The sequence below is a fragment of the Mesorhizobium sp. M0139 genome (assembly GCF_040322455.1).
In the GTDB taxonomy this organism is placed as follows: domain Bacteria; phylum Pseudomonadota; class Alphaproteobacteria; order Rhizobiales; family Rhizobiaceae; genus Mesorhizobium.
In genome coordinates this window covers 73,882-91,945 of record NZ_JAMYTN010000010.1, presented here as the reverse complement: position 1 = coordinate 91,945, position 18,064 = coordinate 73,882, and the positions used below count along the sequence as shown (strand labels likewise).

General features: G+C 62.4%; 15 protein-coding genes. 6 read left to right on the top strand and 9 right to left on the bottom strand.

Annotated elements, in window-relative coordinates:
• Positions 1-53: 53 nt before the first annotated feature.
• The 3 genes from edd to zwf form a co-directional block, all read right to left on the bottom strand.
• Positions 54-1,877, bottom strand: a complete 1,824-nt coding sequence (gene edd, locus NKJ58_RS18410) for a phosphogluconate dehydratase (RefSeq protein ID WP_352853576.1) — start codon at positions 1,875-1,877, stop codon at positions 54-56.
• A 64-nt stretch (positions 1,878-1,941) separates the two neighbouring features.
• A complete protein-coding gene (gene pgl / locus NKJ58_RS18405) occupies positions 1,942-2,658 on the bottom strand; it encodes a 6-phosphogluconolactonase (protein ID WP_023669306.1) in 717 nt (238 codons plus the stop codon).
• On the bottom strand, positions 2,640-4,109 hold the full coding sequence (gene zwf, locus NKJ58_RS18400; RefSeq protein ID WP_023681884.1) for a glucose-6-phosphate dehydrogenase: 1,470 nt from the start codon (positions 4,107-4,109) through the stop codon (positions 2,640-2,642). The genes pgl and zwf overlap by 19 nt, the downstream gene beginning before the upstream one ends.
• A 322-nt stretch (positions 4,110-4,431) precedes the next feature.
• On the opposite strand from zwf, the gene NKJ58_RS18395 reads away from it, so the two are divergent.
• The 3 genes from NKJ58_RS18395 to NKJ58_RS18385 all read left to right on the top strand — a co-directional run bounded on the left by NKJ58_RS18395 (position 4,432) and on the right by NKJ58_RS18385 (position 8,035).
• Positions 4,432-5,178 carry an SDR family oxidoreductase gene (locus NKJ58_RS18395; RefSeq protein ID WP_027049416.1) on the top strand — a complete coding sequence of 249 codons (747 nt, stop codon included), beginning with the start codon at positions 4,432-4,434 and terminating at the stop codon, positions 5,176-5,178.
• A gap of 180 nt (positions 5,179-5,358) precedes the next feature.
• Positions 5,359-6,654 carry a Mur ligase family protein gene (locus NKJ58_RS18390; RefSeq protein WP_023681882.1) on the top strand — a complete coding sequence of 432 codons (1,296 nt, stop codon included), beginning with the start codon at positions 5,359-5,361 and terminating at the stop codon, positions 6,652-6,654.
• An 85-nt stretch (positions 6,655-6,739) separates the two neighbouring features.
• A complete protein-coding gene (locus NKJ58_RS18385) occupies positions 6,740-8,035 on the top strand; it encodes a Mur ligase family protein (RefSeq protein ID WP_023681881.1) in 1,296 nt (431 codons plus the stop codon).
• 21 nt (positions 8,036-8,056) lie between these two features.
• Here NKJ58_RS18385 and NKJ58_RS18380 read toward each other — a convergent pair whose 3' ends face one another.
• From NKJ58_RS18380 to NKJ58_RS18370, 3 genes are all read right to left on the bottom strand, one after another.
• Positions 8,057-8,902 carry an SH3 domain-containing protein gene (locus tag NKJ58_RS18380; RefSeq protein ID WP_023681880.1) on the bottom strand — a complete coding sequence of 282 codons (846 nt, stop codon included), beginning with the start codon at positions 8,900-8,902 and terminating at the stop codon, positions 8,057-8,059.
• Between the two features lie 275 nt (positions 8,903-9,177).
• The gene (locus NKJ58_RS18375) at positions 9,178-10,464 is read right to left on the bottom strand and encodes an NAD(P)/FAD-dependent oxidoreductase (RefSeq protein WP_023681879.1); all 1,287 of its coding nucleotides are present in this window, start codon (positions 10,462-10,464) and stop codon (positions 9,178-9,180) included.
• A 127-nt stretch (positions 10,465-10,591) separates the two neighbouring features.
• Entirely contained in the window at positions 10,592-12,028 is a 1,437-nt protein-coding gene (locus NKJ58_RS18370; protein WP_023681878.1) for a glutamine synthetase family protein, read from the bottom strand.
• Positions 12,029-12,175: 147 nt separating this feature from the next.
• Here NKJ58_RS18370 and NKJ58_RS18365 point away from each other — a divergent pair, with 147 nt between their 5' ends.
• On the top strand, positions 12,176-12,883 hold the full coding sequence (locus tag NKJ58_RS18365) for an HAD family hydrolase (RefSeq protein WP_023681877.1): 708 nt from the start codon (positions 12,176-12,178) through the stop codon (positions 12,881-12,883).
• Between the two features lie 30 nt (positions 12,884-12,913).
• Here the strand turns inward: NKJ58_RS18365 and NKJ58_RS18360 are convergent, their stop codons facing one another.
• From NKJ58_RS18360 to aceA, 3 genes are all read right to left on the bottom strand, one after another.
• Positions 12,914-13,375 (bottom strand): response regulator, encoded by a 462-nt coding sequence (locus tag NKJ58_RS18360; protein ID WP_023669317.1) that lies wholly within the window; start codon positions 13,373-13,375, stop codon positions 12,914-12,916.
• A gap of 277 nt (positions 13,376-13,652) precedes the next feature.
• Positions 13,653-13,895, bottom strand: a complete 243-nt coding sequence (locus NKJ58_RS18355; RefSeq protein WP_023669318.1) for an SMc00767 family acetate metabolism repressor — start codon at positions 13,893-13,895, stop codon at positions 13,653-13,655.
• Between the two features lie 52 nt (positions 13,896-13,947).
• Complete coding sequence (gene aceA / locus NKJ58_RS18350) at positions 13,948-15,237, bottom strand: isocitrate lyase (RefSeq protein WP_023681876.1); 1,290 nt, start codon at positions 15,235-15,237, stop codon at positions 13,948-13,950.
• A 249-nt stretch (positions 15,238-15,486) separates the two neighbouring features.
• On the opposite strand from aceA, the gene NKJ58_RS18345 reads away from it, so the two are divergent.
• Positions 15,487-16,914 carry a helix-turn-helix domain-containing protein gene (locus tag NKJ58_RS18345; protein WP_352519435.1) on the top strand — a complete coding sequence of 476 codons (1,428 nt, stop codon included), beginning with the start codon at positions 15,487-15,489 and terminating at the stop codon, positions 16,912-16,914.
• Between the two features lie 150 nt (positions 16,915-17,064).
• A complete protein-coding gene (locus tag NKJ58_RS18340) occupies positions 17,065-17,964 on the top strand; it encodes a DUF2167 domain-containing protein (protein WP_031199285.1) in 900 nt (299 codons plus the stop codon).
• Positions 17,965-18,064 lie beyond the last annotated feature (100 nt).

The window sequence follows — 18,064 nt, the reverse complement described above, 5'->3', positions numbered from 1 at the left end:
ACGCAAAAAAGGGCGGCCACGAGTCGCCCTTTTTCATGGATAGGGCAATCTGGTCAGGCTGCTCCGAAAGCACTGGCGCCGTGGTCGGCGCGGCCGACCAACTGGCGGAAACCAGCGAACAGCTCGCGGCCGAAACCGAACTCGTTGCCGATGAGATCGATGTCGGCCGTGCGGCGCAGCGCGAGCTCGGGCCCCGGCACCAGCACTTCCAGCGTGCCGGCATCGGCGTCGAGCCGGATGATGTCGCCGTCATGGATCCTGGCGATCGGCCCTTCCTCGACCGCTTCCGGCGTTACATGGATCGCCGCCGGCACCTTGCCGGAAGCGCCAGACATGCGCCCGTCCGTGACCAGCGCGACGCGCTGGCCACGATCCTGCAGGATGCCGAGCACGGTGGTCAGCTTGTGCAGTTCCGGCATGCCGTTTGCCTTCGGGCCCTGGAAGCGGATGACGGCGATGAAGTCGCCGGTCAGCGTGCCGGCCTTGAAGGCTTCGTTCAGTCCCTGCTGGCTGTCGAACACCTTGGCCGGCGCCTCGATGACGCGGCGTTCCGGCTTCACGGCAGACGTCTTGATGACGGCGTGGCCGAGATTGCCGGCGAGCACCTTCAGGCCGCCGGTCGGCTGGAAGGCTTTCTTGAACGGCGCCAGCACCTTCTCGTCGCCGCTCTGCAGCGGCGAGGCTTCACGCACGACGCCGCCATCTTCGCCGAGCCGGGCCTCGACCGCATAGGGCCTCAGGCCTTCGCCCCATACCGTCTGCACATCCTCATGCAGGATGCCTTCGTCGAGCAATTCGCGGATCAGGAAGCCAAGCCCGCCGGCGGCGTGGAAATGGTTCACGTCGGCAAGCCCGTTCGGATAGACGCGCGCGAGAAGCGGCACCGCTTCCGACAGGTCGGAAATGTCCTGCCAGGTCAGCGTGATGCCGGCCGCCGCGGCCATGGCGATGAGATGGATGGTGTGGTTGGTAGAGCCGCCGGTGGCGTGCAGGCCGACGACGCCATTGACGAAAGAGCGCTCGTCGATCATGCGGCCGACCGGCGTGTAGGCGTTGCCGAGCGCGGTGATCTCCAGGGCTCGCCTGGTCGCCTCGCGCGTCAGCGCGTCGCGCAGCGGCGTGCCTGGATTGACGAAGGACGCGCCGGGCGTATGCAGGCCCATGATCTCCATCAGCATCTGGTTGGAATTGGCGGTGCCATAGAAGGTGCAGGTGCCCGGCCCGTGATAGGATTTAGACTCCGCTTCGAGCAGTTCTGCGCGTCCGGCCTTGCCCTCGGCATAGAGCTGGCGAACCTTGGCCTTCTCGTCGTTGGGCAGGCCCGTCGTCATCGGCCCGGCCGGCACGAACACCGCCGGCAGATGGCCGAAGGTGAGAGCCGCGATCACAAGCCCCGGTACGATCTTGTCGCAGACGCCGAGATAGACGGCGGCGTCGAACATGTTGTGCGACAGGCCGATCGCCGCGGACATGGCGATCACGTCGCGCGAAAACAGCGAGAGCTCCATGCCGGGCTGTCCCTGGGTCACGCCATCGCACATGGCGGGCACGCCGCCGGCCACTTGCGCGATGCCGCCAACTTCCTTCGCGGCTTCCTTGATCAGCGCCGGGAAGGTTTCGAAGGGCTGATGCGCCGACAGCATGTCATTGTAGGAGGTAATGATGCCGAGGTTCGGCACCTTGTCGGCGCCGAGCGCAAGCTTTTCAGACGGGCTGCAGACGGCAAAGCCATGCGCGAGGTTGCCGCAAGACAGAACCCCCCGGTTGGCGGCGCGGCTGGAGGTCTCGGCGATGCGGCCGAGATAGCGCTCGCGGCCGGCTTTCGAGCGTTGGCGGATGCGTTCCGTGATGGCTTCGATGTCGCGTCTGGCTGTCATGGTCGGTCCTTTCGAGCCCCGGAAGAACGTCCTCCACCGTCTGCCGGGACTGCTTTGCGTGAAATCAGGGTGCCCAGAACACCTCTACCGGGGTGGGTGCCGCTTCGAGCACTTTGCGGATGGGCTTTTTCGCACCCGGTCCCATCGCACCGTCGAAGGCGGTGCGCTTGTCCTCGCCTTCTATATGCAGCGCGATGAAGCCGGCGTCGACGATCCGCGCCAGCGGCAGCGTCAACCGGGGTTCGCCGGCGCTTGCCGCGTGAACCGGCAGCACGATCCTTGATGAGGCCGGGTCGAGCAAATCGCCGAGATTCTCGGCGTCGGGAAAGAACGAGGCGGTGTGGCCGTCGCCGCCCATGCCGAGCACGACGACATCGAGGGGCCAGGGCAGAGCCTTCAGCGCCGCATCGTCGGCCGCCGCGGCGGTCTCGATGCTTGCCGCCTCATGGTAGAGCGGCACGAAGTGCGCGGCAGCCGCCTTGTTCTGCAGCAGGTTGGCCGCGACCAGCCCCGCATTCGAGCGCGGCGAGGAGGCCGGCACGAACCGTTCGTCGACCAGCGTCACCGTCACCTTGTTCCAGGCGATCGGAATGGCCGAAAGTGCTGCAAAGAACTTTGCCGGCGTGGTGCCGCCGGAAACGGCAAGCAGGGCCGTGCCGCGCTCGTCGATGGCCTTGGTCAGGCGCGCCGCGACATTGCCGGCAAGGGCTGCCGCCAGATCCTGGCGCCCGGCAAAGCCGTTCCAGTTATAGACGGGCTCGCTCAATTGCTTTCGTGCCATGTCCGCCCGTCGCGTTCGATCAGCGCAATCGAGGCCGAGGGACCCCATGTGCCGGCCGTATAGCCTTGCGCCTCCTGCCTGGCGCTTTCCCAGGCGTTCTGGATCGGGTCGATCCACTTCCATGCCGCCTCGACTTCGTCGCGGCGCATGAACAGCGTCTGGTTGCCGCGGATAACATCCATGATCAGCCGTTCATAGGCGTCCGGCGCGCGACCGTCGAAAGATGTTGCAAAGCTCATGTCGAGCGGGATCTGGCGCAGCCGCATGCCGCCCGGGCCTGGATCCTTGATCATGATGAACTGCTTGACGCCTTCGTCGGGCTGCAGCCGGATCACCAGTTGGTTGGCTGAGATCGGCCCGGCGCTGTCGCCGAAGATCGAATGCGGGATCGGCTTGAACTCGATGACGATTTCCGAAACGCGGGTCGCCAGCCTTTTGCCGGTCCGGAGATAGAACGGCACGCCGGCCCAGCGCCAATTGCCGATCTCGGCCTTGATGGCGACGAAGGTCTCGGTGGAGCTGTCTTTGCCGAGTTCCTCGACATAGCCTTTCACCGCGCCGCCTGCAGAGGCGCCGGCGCGGTACTGCCCGCGCACGGTGTGCTTGGGTGCCTCATTGCCGTTGATGCGCTTCAGCGCCCGCAGCACCTTCAGCTTCTCGTCGCGCACGGCATCGGCATCCATCGACGATGGCGCCTCCATGGCAACCAGGCAGAGCAGCTGCAGCATGTGGTTCTGCACCATGTCGCGCAGCGCGCCGGCCTTGTCGTAGTAGGTGACGCGGTCTTCAAGACCGACGGTCTCGGCCACCGTGATCTGCACATGGTCGATATGGGCAGAATTCCAAAGCGGCTCATAGAGCGCGTTGGCAAAGCGCAGCGCCATCAGATTCTGCACCGTCTCCTTTCCGAGATAGTGGTCGATGCGGAAGATCTGGCTTTCGTGGAAGTCGTCTCCAACCACGTCGTTGAGCTTGCGCGCCGAATCGAGGTCGCGGCCGATCGGCTTCTCCAGCACGATGCGCGAATTCGGCGTGATGAGATTGTGGGCTTTCAGCTGGTGCGAGATGTCGCCGAACAGCGCCGGCGCAACCGCCAGATAGAAAGCGCGAATGCGGTCGCTTTCGCCGATCGCCTTTTTCAGCTTGTCGAAGCCGGCACCCGTCGTCGCGTCGGCCGATACGTAGGACAGCCGGGCAAGAAATGTCTTGAGTTCCTCGGCGTCGATGTCGGCCGGCTTAACATGCTGGGAAATCGCCTGCTTGGCGAAAGCCTGGAATTCCTCGTCGCTCATTTTCGAGCGCGAGGTGCCGATGATGCGGGTCGGCTCGGAAAACTGGTGGTCGCGCTGGCGGTGGTAGAGCGAGGGAAGCAGCTTGCGTTCCGACAGGTCGCCGGTGCCGCCGAAAATGATGAAGTCGAAAGGATCGACGGGAATGATCTGGCTGGTCATGGTCTGTCCGCTTTGACGCCGCTCGCTGTGACGCGGCAGGATATAATCTAATCGATTTAAACTATCCAGTGCCATGGTGTCACATCAAGGCCAAATCACTGCATATTGATTCGCTCCAAATGTGCCTTGACACTGGCTGCCACCCGGAGGCTTTTCGTCAAGCGATGGTCCCGGGGCTTTCGCGCCTGCAACATAAAGCGGGAATGTGACGAAAGCTAATGCGTGTCGCCCAGAAGTGCGAAGCGGTTCTGGGAGACAGACACGCATCAAACAAAAAGGAAAAATGCGCTTGCGAGGTGGGTCTTCAATGAGCGGAAAAAGCATGCGTCTGGAAAACAAGGTTGCCGTCATCACGGGTGCTGCGTCAGGTTTCGGCGAAGGCATGGCCAGGCGCTTTGCCGAAGAGGGCGCCAAGGTCGTCGTCGCCGACCTCAACGCCAAGGGCGCGGAGCGCGTTGCAGCAGAGATCGGCCAGGCCGCGATCTGGACCCAGACCGACGTTTCGCAGCGTTCCGAATTCGACGAGATGGTCTATGCCGCAAAAAGCGCCTTCGGCCGCATCGATATCATGGTCAACAATGCCGGCTACACCCATCGCAATGGAGACATGCTCGACGTCGACGAGGCGACCTTCGACCTGATCACTTCAGTCAACATGAAGGCGATCTACCACGCCGCACTTGCCGTGGTGCCGATCATGGAGCGGCAGGGCGGCGGCGTCATCCTGACCACGGCTTCGACCGCCGGTCTGCGGCCGCGTCCGGGGCTCACCTGGTACAATGCCTCGAAGGGCTGGGCGATCACCGCGACCAAGTCGATGGCGGTCGAACTCGCGCCCAAGAACATCCGCGTGAACTGCCTTTGCCCGGTCGCCGGCGAGACCGGCATGCTGGAGAAATTCATGGGCACTGACACGCCCGAGATCCGCGAGAAATTCCGTGCCTCGATACCGCTCGGCCGTCTGTCGACGCCGCTCGATATCGCCAACGCTGCGCTTTGGCTTGCGTCGGACGAAGCCGCCTTCATCACCGGCGTGGCGCTGGAGGTCGACGGCGGCCGCTGCATTTGAGCAATTCGGGAAGTACCTCGCTGTTCGCAATGCACGGCAGACAGAGCAACGTCGGCAAAAGTTCGCATCGGTGCGCCGGCCGGCCGAGGAACGAACAGTTGACGTCGTCACGCCGGACCCCAGTTTGACTTCTCGATCACCCGAAAGGCATAACGGGATCGTGGATAGTGTTGGCGGGTGATGAAGATCAGGCAGCAGAAAAGTCGCTATGATCTGGGATGGCGGCTGCGGCTTTACCTGGCCACGCGTGCGCGGGCGCGAAGCAAGGCAATTTTCATCGGCGTTACCGGAAGCTCCGGCAAGACGACGGCGGGAAGCCTGCTTGGACACATCCTGGCTGGCCACGGTTCGGTCCACACACAGGTTCTGGCCAACACTATGAAACTGTTGGTCTCGACCCTATCCAGGCGAATGGGAAAGGGCGGCAAAACCGACTACGTCGTCTTCGAGGCTGCTGCATTCGGCCCGGATACAATGAAGCCCATGGCCGAGTTGCTTCGCCCCGACGTGGCTGTTGTCACAATGGTCCGGCTGGAGCATCGGGCCAGTTTCAAGACTGTGGAAAACGTCGCTCGAGAAAAGAGCGCCCTAGTCGCGGCGCTGGAGCCGGGCGGCTTCGCGATGCTCAATGCCGATGACCCTCTTGTGATGGGCATGGCCTCGGCGAGCTATTGCCGTTCCGTCACATTCGGCACATCGGGGCAGGCGGATTATCGCGTCAGCGATATCGAGGCAGCCTATCCCAAGCCGTTGCGGTTCTCGCTCCACTGGCGCGGCGGTGTGCTCGATATCGAGACGTCGTTCCCCGGCCAGCATTTCTGGCTGCCGACGTCAGCGGCGGTTGCAACCGCTCTTGAACTGGGCGTGCCTGCGCAGATGGTCAAGGACAGAACCGCGACGTTCCAGCCTCTGGAAAATCGCGGCCAGGTGCTCGTCCCCGCGGGCGGCCCCCACTTCATCGTGGATGCCGCAAAGGCGCCCTGGCATTCGCTGAGCCTTGCCTTCGACATGGTAGCCGGATCGACATTTGGGCGAAAACGTATCGTTCTTGGCCAGCTATCGGATTTTTCCGGCTCGAATAACAGATATGCCCAAGCTTACAGCAGCGCGCGCGAGATTGCAGACCAGGTGATTTATGCCGGCGATCATGCCCATCGCTCCAAGGCGAACCAGGCAGATCGCGACAGCGGCCGCTTCATCGAATTGCGCACGGCCAGGGAAGTGTCGGACTACATCGCCCAAACCGCGCAGCCTGACGAGTTGATCCTGCTCAAGAGCTCGTCCAATCTGCACCTCGAGCGTGTCGCTCTTGCCTGGACCCACGACGTCCAGTGCTGGGTTTCGGTATGCGGCAAGACCGAGGGATGCGAGCAATGCGGCCTCTATGAAGTGCCGTTTGAGCAGCACCGTGAGTTTGTGGCGCAGAGAAAATCGAAGCGCCGCAAGCACAGACTGCTGCGGCTCCTCGGCCGCTAGAATCTTTGGCTGAAGCACGCCAGCGCCCGTTTGACTCTGGAACTTGGCACGACGCATATTAGGCTGGGCTAAAAGCTGGCGGGGTGTGAAACTGGAATTGCTGAAAATTCGCAAGGACTTGGGCTGGGCGCTGCGACGGCTGCAGGCGCGCTGGGTGCGGGCGCGTAACAAGGCGACGTTCATCGGCATTACCGGCAGCTCCGGCAAATCCACATCCACCAGCCTGCTTGCACACATACTGGCCGCCCAAGGCAAGGTGCATCTACAGGCCCAGGCCAATACAATGCCTGCGCTCATCCGAACGCTTTACAAGCGCCTGAGGAAGGCCGGCAAAGTCGATTACGTCGTTTTCGAAGCCGGCGCTTCCGACTTCGGCACGATCAGCGCCATGGCGCAGATGCTGAAGCCGAGTGTGGCGGTGGTTACGATGATCCGTCTGGAGCATTTCGGCAAGTTCAAGACTCTGGAAGCTGTGGCGGGAGAGAAGCGGGCGCTGGTCGGGGCACTCCAACCTGATGGACTTGCGGTTCTCAATTGCGATGACCCACTGGTGATCGGCATGGCGTCTGGCGCGAAATGCCGGATTGCGACCTTCGGCCAGTCCGGCGAGGCAGACTACCGCGTGAGTGACGTGTATGCCGCGTATCCGGAATTGCTGCGGTTCACCCTTCATTGGCGCGGTGGCAGCCTGAATATTCAAGCGCCTTTTCCCGGCGAGCAATTCTGGCTGCCGACTGCAGCGGCTGTTGCCGCCGCCTTGGAACTTGGCGTCCCGCCAGAGCAAGTCGTAGCGAGAACGGCATCGTTTGCACCACTGCCCAACCGCTCTACGGTGCAAGAGGTATCCGCGGGCCCGAAATTCCTGGTCGATACGGCCAAAGCGCCCTGGCATTCGCTCAACATTGCTCTGGAGATGATTGCAAAGGCCAAGGGTGCTCGCAAGCGCATTGTGCTGGGGCAGATATCCGACTACGCCGGCTCGTCGAGGAAATACGGCGCCGCCTACAACATCGCGCGCGAAATCGCCGATGAGGTCATTTATACCGGCGACAATGCGCATCGCTCGCGCGCCAGCCAGGCCGACCGCGACAGCGGCCGTTTCATTGAGCTTCGCACTGCCAAGGAAGTTTCGGATCATATCAAACGGACGGCAGTCCCAGGAGAACTGATTCTGCTGAAAAGTTCGTCCAACCTTCATCTGGAAAGGATCGCGCTCGCCTGGACACACGACGTCAAATGCTGGGTCCCGATATGCCGCAAGTCGGAAAGCTGCCAAATGTGCGGCCTCTACGAGGTGCCGTTCGAGGAACAGCGGGATTTCCTGGCGAAGCGCAAACTTGCTCGCAGGAGACACCGTTTCAGGTGGTTGCTCGGCGGCTGACCAGATCTGGCGGCTTGCGTCTCAATCCCCGGTCTTGATGTAGCTCTTGTAGATCCAGCCGCGCTTGCCGTTGTAGACGATCTGGCACCATTTCTTGCAACTCATCACCTGCACCGACGACTTGGCAGGCACGGTCCCCATGGCGGCGGCGTTTTTCTGCGGACCGCTGCGCATTGTCACCGCCCTGAGGATGCGTCCGGTGCCGGCGGCAGCAGCCACCTTCTGTGGCTTGGCCTTGGCCTGGGTATCGTCCGTTGCGGCGGAAGATTGCTCGTTTGGAAGTTGCGGTTTTGGCGTCGGTATGGCGGCGGTCTCGGCGTCGTCGTCATTGGCGGGAGCAGCGACCTTTGACAGCTGCGTCGTGGCGTCGCTCTGCGCCGCCGGTTCTTCGAATGCCGCGGCATCAGACGGTCTGGCGGCAGCCTGCTCGGCAGGCGCCTGATCGGATGGCGTCGCGGCAGGGTCGCTGTTGGATTGCGCCGCAGTCCAGCGCGGATCGTTCGCCGACAGCGGCGGCATGGCAGCCCCACCGGCAGCGACCGTCGATGAAACCGCATCGCCCTTGCGCGCGGCTTGTGGCGCCGCTACCGCGGCAGCCGTGGCCGCGACCGGGGCAATCTTGGTCGTCTTGACCGGAAAAGTCGGAACGTTCTGCTGTGTGCTGGCGATCGCTTGCCGGTCGCTGGCCGGCAACGCCAGCCAAAGCGCTATGCCCGCCACGCCAAGCAGCGCTGCGGTGCCGACCGCGGCGATCACCAGATGCGAATTCGTGCGCACCCCCTGCCAGAAGGAGGGCCGCATGTCATAGCCGAATTGCATGGCGAAGCGCCGACGTTCCGGCGCGCCGAAACTGAAGGGCTCGTTCACTCTTGCCACCTCCAAAAGATGAGCCGGTGTTCTTTCGATCGGCGCCGGCAGCCCGGCATTCGATCGGCATCGGTCCCAACAACAAAGCGGGCAGGCCCGCAGAAATCCCCGTTCAATCGCCCAGAACCGGCATCCTTTGCCCTTGATTGTGGCATCAGTGCGCCCTCAGGGGAATTGTGCGCTCTTGTTAAGGATTCTGCAACGTCTCGCTGCGGCAACCAACAGCTCAATAGAATCAGCTCAGTACCAGCCACGGCCGATATGAGATACTTTCTCTATATTCGATCCCTCAGGGCAAACCAGTTCAGTGCCAAGAACAATAATGGCGTTCTAAATCGCCGGCCGCCGGGAAAAGCCGGGATGTTCAGGTCCTCGATCAGCTTCAGTCTGTCGCGGTTGCCGGCGACGGTCTGGGCATAGAGCTTGCCGAAGAAGTTCGACAGCATCACGCCGTGGCCGGAATAGCCTCCGGCCGAGATCACATTGGGCATCACCTCGCGCACGAACGGTTTCCTGGGCATGGTGATGCCGACATAGCCGCCCCAGCCATGGGTGATCTCGACATCGCTCAGTTCCGGATAAAGCTCGGCTATCTGCCGGCGGATATGGACATGGATGTCCTTCGGATCGTTGACGCCATAGACCTCGCGCCCGCCGAACAGCAGCCTTCCATCCCTGGATTTGCGGAAATAACGCACGACGAAACGCGAATCGTCGACCGCCTCGCCGCCCGGCAGCACTTTCGAATCGACGCCCAGCGGCACCGTCGCGCCGATGAAGGAACCGATGGGCATGATGTGCGCGGCACTCACCGGCTCGAGCGTGCCGCCATAGGCATTTACACCGATCAGGCATTTCTGGGCGGTGATGGTTCCTCTCGAAGTCGTCACCCTGACCTTGCCGCCGCTGGAGGTAACACCGGTCGATAGTGTCTGCTCGAACAGGTGCGCGCCGGCCGCTGCCGCGACCTTTGCCGTGCCGATCACCAGCTTCATCGGGTGGATGTGTCCGGTGCCGGTGTCGCGGGTGCCGCCGAAGTAGCGTGTGGAGCCCAGCCGTTCGGCCGTTTCCCTGGCATCCATGAAGGCCATGTGCGGATAATTGAAGCGGCCCGCCATGATCTCGGCATGCGCCTTGTAGTCGTCGAGATAACGCGGCTTGTGCGCCACGGACAACTGGCCGGGCATATAGTCGATGTCGATCTGGTTGACGGCGGCGAATTCGAGCAGGTGCGCTTTCGCCTCCTCGGCAAGGTCGAACAGCGCCTTGGCGCGGGAGAAGCCGTATTCGGCCTCCATCTCTTCGGCCCAGGCGCGCTGGCCCGTGCCGAGCTGGCCGCCATTGCGCCCTGAAGCGCCGTCGCCGAAGCGATGCGCCTCGATCAGAACGACGTCGGCTCCCGCCTTCGCCAAATGAGCGGCCGCCGACAGCCCGGTGAAGCCACCGCCGACGACGACGACGTCGCAGCTGCGGTCGCCGTCCAGGGCAGGGTACTCAGGGCGTGGTCCGGCTGTGTCTTCGTACCAGGAGCGACCGGGGGAGATAGGTGATTGGTAAGGCATGGGGACACCAGCCAATGGTGAATGGTGAATGGTGAATGGCTGCGAGACGCACGACGTCTGCGCTCATCCATCCAATATGAAACTACTCACCATTCACTATTCACCATTCACACGACGAAGTCGCCGCTCACACGTTGAGCAACAGATACTCCCGCTCCCACGGGCTGATCACTTCCATGAAGGTCTCGAACTCCGCCCGCTTGATCGCTGCATAGGTTGCGGCGAAGGACTTGCCCAGAAGAGCGCATAGTTCCTCGTCGCCTTCGAAAAGATCGACGGCTTCGAGCAGGCCGCGTGGCAGGTCGATCTCATCGGCGTTTGCGGTGGTCAGCACCGGAGGCTCGGCCTTGATCTTGTTGGTGATGCCGATCAGCCCGCAGGCAAGTGAGGCCGCCAGCGCCAGATAGGGGTTGGCGTCGGAAGACGGGATGCGGTTTTCGACACGCCGCGCCGCCGGATCCGAGCGCGGCACGCGGAACGCCGTGGTGCGGTTGTCATAGCCCCATTTGTTGTTGACCGGCGCCGAGGCCGACTGCGTCAGCCGGCGGTAGGAATTGACGTAGGGAGCAAACATCACCAGCGCGTTCGGCACATGCTTCTGCATGCCGCCGATGAAATGGAAGAAGTCGTCGGTTTCCGAGCCGTCCTTCGCCGAAAAGATATTCAGCCCGGTCTTCTTGTCGATGATCGACTGGTGGATGTGCATGGCAGAACCTGGCTGGCCCTGGATCGGCTTGGCCATGAAGGTGGCATAGATCTCATGCTTCAGCGCTGCCTCGCGGATGGTGCGTTTGAACATGAACACCTGGTCGGCGAGCTCGACCGGATCGCCGTGACGCAGATTGATCTCGAGCTGGCCGGCGCCTTCCTCGTGGATCAGCGTGTCGATCTCCAGGCCCTGGCTTTCCGAGAAATGGTAGATGTCGTCGATCAGTTCGTCGAACTCGTTGACGCCGGCGATCGAATAGCCGGCTCCGCCGCCGATTGGCCGCCCGGAACGCCCGACTGGTGGCGTCAATGGGTAATCCGGGTCGGGGTTCTTGCGCACCAGGTAGAATTCGATCTCGGGCGCCACCACCGGCTTCAGCCCGCGCTTGTCGTAGGCTGCTACCACGCGCTTCAGGACGTTGCGCGGCGTGAACTCGACCGAACGGCCATCCTGATGGACGAGGTCGCAGATGACGGCGGCCGTCGGGTCTTCTTCCCACGGCACGACGGTCAACGTCGACAGATCCGGCATCAGCTTCAGGTCGCCATCATCCTCCGGATAGTGGAAACCGTTGCCATCCTCGGGATAGCCGCCCGAAATCGTCGTCATGAACACTGCCGATGGCAGCGCCAGCGAGGTGTTGGAAGTGAATTTCTTCGACGGCATCATCTTGCCGCGCGCGACGCCAGCCTGATCAGGCGTGATGCATTCTATGTCTTCGATGCCGCGCCATTCCAGCCAAGCGCTGACTTCCTTCCAGTTCTTCACGCCGCGTTGATTTTTCACGAAGGCAGGCGTTCGGACGCGTCCTCCGCGGGTCGACGGACGGACTTCCTTTTTCGCAGGCGGCATCATTCACCAGTTTGGGTTGCAATTATCACAGTATAGCTGTTGCCGGTGATGGAAGGGAAGGGGAGCTGCCTGTCTTCGGCTTCCTGGTTGAAAATCGCGCCACGCAGATTAGGGTCAACCTCCCGCAGATCGAGCAGCAGAAGACACCGTATGCCTGGCAAATTGACCACCATCGGCTTCGACGCCGACGATACCCTATGGCAGAACGAACAGTTCTTCCGCCTGACCGAGAAGCATTTTGCAACCCTACTCGCCGACCACGGCGAGGCCGAGCACATTTCGGCACGGCTGCTGGAGGCCGAGAAGCGCAACCTTGCCGTCTACGGCTTCGGCATCAAGGGCTTTACCTTGTCGATGATCGAGACGGCAATAGAAGTGACCGAGGGCCGTGTGCCGGGGTCGACCATCGCCGAAATCCTTGCCGCCGGCCGCGACATGCTGGGACATCCGGTCGAGGCTTTGCCGCATGCGCGTGAGACCGTGGAAAGGCTCGCCGGCGCCTACCATCTGGTGCTGATCACCAAGGGCGATCTGTTCGACCAGGAGCGCAAGCTGGCGGCGTCCGGCCTTGGCGACCTGTTCGATGCAGTCGAGATCGTCAGCGACAAGAGCGCCGCCACCTATGCCAGGATCTTTGGCCGTCACGGCAGCCCGCAGACCAGCATGATGGTCGGCAATTCGCTCAAGTCGGACGTGGTGCCGGCCATCGAGGCCGGCAGCTGGGGTGTGTATGTGCCGCACGAGCTGACCTGGGTGCTCGAACGCGTCGAGCCGCCGGTCGAGGCACCGCGTTTTCGTCAGCTTGTCGATCTTGGCGAACTGCCGGCTTTGATCGAGAGCATCGGCAAGGAAGGCTGACCGCCCCACACGCGTTCGGGCGGATTGCGATCAGCCGCGCCCGAGACTGATCAGCCGGTCGACCACCGGCTGCAGCCTTTCGGTGGTGATCGGCTTGGTTACCACCACATCGACCACGCTCGACAGACCTAGGCTGTCGGGCGTGCCGGTCTTGGTTGAAAGCAGGATCACCTTGGGGAGCGACCGCCCAGATGTCCGCCGCAAGGCGTCGATGGCCGCCATCAGCGCGCGGCAGTCCTCGTTGTCGGGGCCGCCATCGAGAACGACGGCGCCCGGAATGAGGGTTCGCAATGTCTTGGCCGCCATCTCGGGCGACTCGGAGATCGGCTTCAGTCCGGACTTCTCGACGATCTTCGACACCACCACCCGGTTGATCGGCGATTTTCCAACGACCAGCACGTGGGAGAAATCCGTTGATATCTCGGAGTTCGCGTCCCTGCTTGACGAATTCAGATGTTTGGCGGTGTCGGTCTCGCGGTTCACAGGGCACATGGGCGGGGCGGGCACTCGGCGCTGCTTCAATGCAGGGTTGAAATCCGAGAGCCAAATGGCGTGAGATCGCCCGCCATGTCAAGCTGAAATGACGGACCTGCGAAATATAGCCGGAAATATTAAACCCCGGAGACAAGTTCTGTTTTCGAACTGTAGTTAAGTTCACGCTCAAAAAGCGAAAGTCACCCGCGCTGAAAACTCGCGGGTGACGTTGAAATCGGCCAGTGAGCGGCGGGGCCCATAGGTTCCACAAGCACAAAGCTTCCGTAAGGGAAGATCAGCCGTGACTCTTCTGCGTGACGATCACCGGGATCAGCAGGTCGCCCCAATTGCCGTCGCCGCCATGATGCCGGGCCGAGCGCACCAGTTCCACCGAGACGCCGGCCTCCACTGCCTTCATCACCGATTGATTGAGCCGGTGCAGGTCGTTGGCCAGCATGCGGATGGTCGCCTGTTGGTCGACACTCATCGTGGTGGACTGCTCTTCTGCACGTTCCTTGACGCGGCTTATCGATGCCATTTTCTTCTCCCTTGCCCTTCGGGCGTTTCCTCTGTTGGTTATGTCGATCGGTTCATTCCGCTGCCGGCTTGAACTGGACGTGCTCGGTCGATTCATGCATGGCGGTGGTCGACGACTGGCCGCCGCTGATTGCCATCGACACGGCGTCGAAATAGCCGGTGCCGACCTCGCGCTGGTGCTTGGTCGCGGTGTAGCCGTGGACTTCGGCCGCGAACTCGGCTTCCTGCAACTCGGAATAGGCCGCCATCTGCCGCGCCTTGTAGCCGCGGGCCAGCTCGAACATGCCGAAATTGAGCTGGTGGAACCCGGCCAATGTGATGAACTGGAACTTGTAGCCCATGGCGCCGAGCTCGCGCTGGAACTTGGCGATCGTCGCGTCGTCGAGGTTCTTCTTCCAGTTGAACGACGGCGAGCAATTATAGGCGAGCAGCTTGCCCGGATGATGCCTGCGCACGCCTTCGGCGAATTTCTTGGCCTGCGCCAGATCGGGCTTGGATGTTTCGCACCAGATCAGGTCGGCATGCGGCGCATAGGCAATGGCGCGCGCGATGCACGGTTCGATGCCGTTCCTGACCTGGTAGAAGCCTTCAACCGTGCGGCCGGCATCGTAGTCGACGAAAGGCTGGTCGCGCTCGTCAATGTCGGAGGTCAGAAGCTTTGCCGCTTCCGCATCGGTGCGTGCCACGACTAGCGTCGGCGTGCCCATCACGTCGGCCGCCAGACGCGCCGCGTTGAGGTTGCGGATATGCGCAGCGGTCGGGATCAGCACTTTGCCGCCGAGATGGCCGCACTTCTTCTCAGAGGCCAGCTGGTCCTCATAGTGGACGCCGGCAGCGCCCGCCTCGATGAACGCCTTCATGATCTCGAAGGCGTTGAGCGGTCCGCCGAAGCCGGCCTCGGCATCGGCGACGATCGGCGCGAACCAGGTGTCGACCGACAGGCCGTTGCCTTCCGAGGTCTCGATCTGATCGGCGCGCTGCAGCGTGCGGTTGATGCGCTTGACCAGTTCGGGCGCCGCATTGGCGGGATAGAGCGACTGGTCCGGATACATGGCCGACGCGGTGTTGGCGTCGGCGGCGACCTGCCAGCCCGAGAGATAGATTGCCTTCAGCCCGGCACGCACCTGCTGCATCGCCTGGTTGCCCGACATGGCGCCGAGTGCATTGACGAAGTCTTCCTCGTGGATGAGCTTCCACAGCCGGTTGGCGCCCATTTCGGCAAGACTCTGGCGTATCTGGACCGACCCGCGCAGCCGCTTCACATCGTCCGGCGAATAGGCTCGTTCGATGCCGTCGAAGCGGCCTTCGGGCGCGGATGGGACAAGATTGTAAAAATCAGTCATTGGTCACTCCAGATCAATCGATGCCAGTGTCTTGAAACGCCGCGCCCTGGGATGGTGTGCGTCGTCTGTGTGTGACATCATTTACATTGCGCCGCGACGAGAGCGAGGAAAACCGCCATTTCCGGTAGAAAATAAGAGAAAACCTGTGTTGTGTTTGACTTCTTGCCGCTGTAAATCTGTCATGATTGTAAAAAGATGGTGCGCCGTTCATCGCTCGCAAGTCGTGTAAATTCCTGTCAAGGAAAGCCGATGGCCGACCAGAAGATATTCGCCGGGCCGCGCATCCGCCGCATCCGCATCGCCAAAGGCCTGACCCAGACGGCGATGGCCGAGGGGCTCGGCATCTCGCCGTCCTATCTCAACCTGATCGAGCGCAACCAGCGGCCGCTGACGGTGCAGCTGATCCTGAAGCTGGCCTCTGTCTACAAGGTCGACCCGCATGAATTGCAGGGTGAGGCGAGAGGGTCGATCTCGGCCTTGAAGGAAGTGTTCGGCGACCCGCTGCTTGCCGGTGAGCTGCCGGGCGACCAGGAACTGATCGAACTGGCCGAGGCCGCCCCCAATGCATCGGCTGCGATGATAAAACTGTTTCGCGCTTACCGCGAGCAGGCCGAGCGGCTGTCCGATCTCAACGAGCTTCTGGCGCGCGAGGGCCGCGCCACGGCGCTGTCCGGTGCGCGGCTGCCGATCGACGAAGTGCACGAGATTTTCGAGCGCCGGCCGAACCATTTTGCAGCACTGGAGGAGGAGGCCGAGGCCTTCACCTCGATGCTCGACCCCGGCGACGATCTGTTCGGCGCGCTGAAGGCGTGGCTGAAGCGCGAGTATGGCATCGTCGTCAAGGTGCTGCCGGTCGCCACCATGCCGAACTGGCGCCGCCGTTATGACCGTCATTCGCAGCGTCTTTTTCTATCGGAGCGGCTGTCGCCGTTCGACCAGTTGCGCGAAGTCGCCATGGAGGCCTGCCTGATCCGCATGACGGTCGCGATCGCCGGCGAAATTCAGGCGCTGAAGCTCGGTACGGACGAAGCCCGCCGGCTCGCCCGCTTCGAGTTCGGCCGCTACGCCGCCAATGCCTTGATGATGCCCTATCAGGCCTTTCATGCCGCCGCCGTGCGGGCTCGTTACGACATCGATGTGCTGCGCTCGCGTTTCGGCGTCTCCTTCGAACAGGCGGCGAACCGCCTGACCATGCTGCAGCGCCCTGGCTTGTCCGGAGTGCCGTTCTTCATGCTCGAGGTCGACAATGCCGGCAACCGCTTCCGCAAGGCCGGCGGCCAGGGCTTTCCGCAAAGCCGCTTTGGCGGCGGCTGCCCGAAACTGCCGGTCCATGCCGCTTTCGCTTCGCCTGGCCAGATACTGGTCGAGGCGGTGGAAATGCCCGACGGCGCCGAGTTCCTCTGCATCGCACGCACGCTCGAGGGGCCGCAGGGTTCGTTCTCCGAGCGCCCGCGCCGCACCGCGCTGCTGTTGGGCTGCGATATCGGCTTTCGCGACGAGAGCGTCTATGGCGCCGGGCTGCCGGCAAAGGCCGGACAGGGCGCCGCCACGCCGGTCGGTCCCGCTTGCCGGCTGTGCGAACGCATCGGCTGCCTCGCCCGCGCCGAGCCGCCGGTGACCCGTCCGCTGGGCCTGGACGAGATGGCGACGGGCCTGAGCGCCTTCGATTTCCAGTGATGCTTCTCGGGCTGGAGGTCGCGGAAGACCGCAGCTGTTTGCGCTAAGCAATAGAGCGCTGCCCGAACCGTCGCCGAACCAAATATTGATTAAGCATCGGCGCTGCGCTATCGAAGGTGAGCTGCAGGGCAGCCAAGGGGGGGATGGCTTATGAACAGGAAAGCTTTGTGGCTTGGCGTGGCGCTTGCCCTTTTGGCGGGGCCTGTTCTGGCAGAAAAATCCTCGGAATTCTTCAAGGACTATCAACAGTATAGTGACGACGGCAAGGCATTCCTGGACAAAATCGATCCAAAGACCGGCGCGGTCGACCTTCCCGAAGGCATCCATCTCGATCTCAAGGACAAGTTCTATTTTCTGGGCAAGAAGGACGCGACGTCCGTCCTGACCGAGGCCTGGGGCAATCCGCCTGATACCGCGTCCGAAGCAATCGGCATGATCTTCCCGGCCAAGTACGAGCCCATCGCCGGCAACGGTTGGGGCATCGAATTGCGCTATGAAAAGATCGGCCATGTCGATGACGCCGACGCCGCATCCATCGACTACACCGAACTGCTGAGCAGCATGCAGGCGGACACATTGTCGGCCAACGATCAGCGGGTAAAGGACGGCTTTCCCCCGATCAAGCTAATCGGCTGGGCCTCGCCGCCGGTCTATGATTTCGTCCACAAGCGGCTGCACTGGGCCAAGGAACTGCAGTTCGGAGACGATACCGTCCACACGCTCAATTACGACGTCCGTTTCCTCGGCCGGGAAGGCGTCTTCGTGATGAGCTACATCGCTACGGTTGAACAATTGCCGGAGATCAAGCAGAGCCTGGACGAAGTGCTGGGCGTGGCGGACTTCAACACCGGCAAGAAATACACCGATTTTCTGCCCGGCACCGACACGGTCGCCGCGGTTGGCATTGGCGGCCTCATCGCCGGAAAACTCGCGGCAAAGGCCGGCCTGATTGCGGTCGCGGTCATCGCCCTGAAAAAGTTCGGCATTCTGCTGCTGGTACCGTTGGCCGGTCTTTGGCGCTTTATCCGCGGCAACAAGGGCACGTCCTAGAAACGGCGGTGTTTGCCCGTATGGCTGCCGGTTGGCGGTGCGCCAAAGGGAATGCCGGGCTGGATCACGTCCGGCGGTAGCCTATGCGCTAGGCGAATAC

Excerpts from the sequence above, each read along its gene's own strand:
- zwf (WP_023681884.1), bottom strand. The coding sequence starts at position 4,109 with ATGACCAGCCAGATCATTCCCGTCGATCCTTTCGACTTCATCATTTTC.
- NKJ58_RS18370 (WP_023681878.1), bottom strand. The coding sequence starts at position 12,028 with ATGATGCCGCCTGCGAAAAAGGAAGTCCGTCCGTCGACCCGCGGAGGA.
- NKJ58_RS18395 (WP_027049416.1), top strand. The coding sequence starts at position 4,432 with ATGCGTCTGGAAAACAAGGTTGCCGTCATCACGGGTGCTGCGTCAGGT.
- NKJ58_RS18390 (WP_023681882.1), top strand. The coding sequence starts at position 5,359 with ATGAAGATCAGGCAGCAGAAAAGTCGCTATGATCTGGGATGGCGGCTG.
- NKJ58_RS18365 (WP_023681877.1), top strand. The coding sequence starts at position 12,176 with ATGCCTGGCAAATTGACCACCATCGGCTTCGACGCCGACGATACCCTA.
- NKJ58_RS18355 (WP_023669318.1), bottom strand. The coding sequence starts at position 13,895 with ATGGCATCGATAAGCCGCGTCAAGGAACGTGCAGAAGAGCAGTCCACC.
- NKJ58_RS18360 (WP_023669317.1), bottom strand. The coding sequence starts at position 13,375 with ATGTGCCCTGTGAACCGCGAGACCGACACCGCCAAACATCTGAATTCG.
- pgl (WP_023669306.1), bottom strand. The coding sequence starts at position 2,658 with ATGGCACGAAAGCAATTGAGCGAGCCCGTCTATAACTGGAACGGCTTT.
- edd (WP_352853576.1), bottom strand. The coding sequence starts at position 1,877 with ATGACAGCCAGACGCGACATCGAAGCCATCACGGAACGCATCCGCCAA.
- aceA (WP_023681876.1), bottom strand. The coding sequence starts at position 15,237 with ATGACTGATTTTTACAATCTTGTCCCATCCGCGCCCGAAGGCCGCTTC.
- NKJ58_RS18345 (WP_352519435.1), top strand. The coding sequence starts at position 15,487 with ATGGCCGACCAGAAGATATTCGCCGGGCCGCGCATCCGCCGCATCCGC.
- NKJ58_RS18375 (WP_023681879.1), bottom strand. The coding sequence starts at position 10,464 with ATGCCTTACCAATCACCTATCTCCCCCGGTCGCTCCTGGTACGAAGAC.
- NKJ58_RS18340 (WP_031199285.1), top strand. The coding sequence starts at position 17,065 with ATGAACAGGAAAGCTTTGTGGCTTGGCGTGGCGCTTGCCCTTTTGGCG.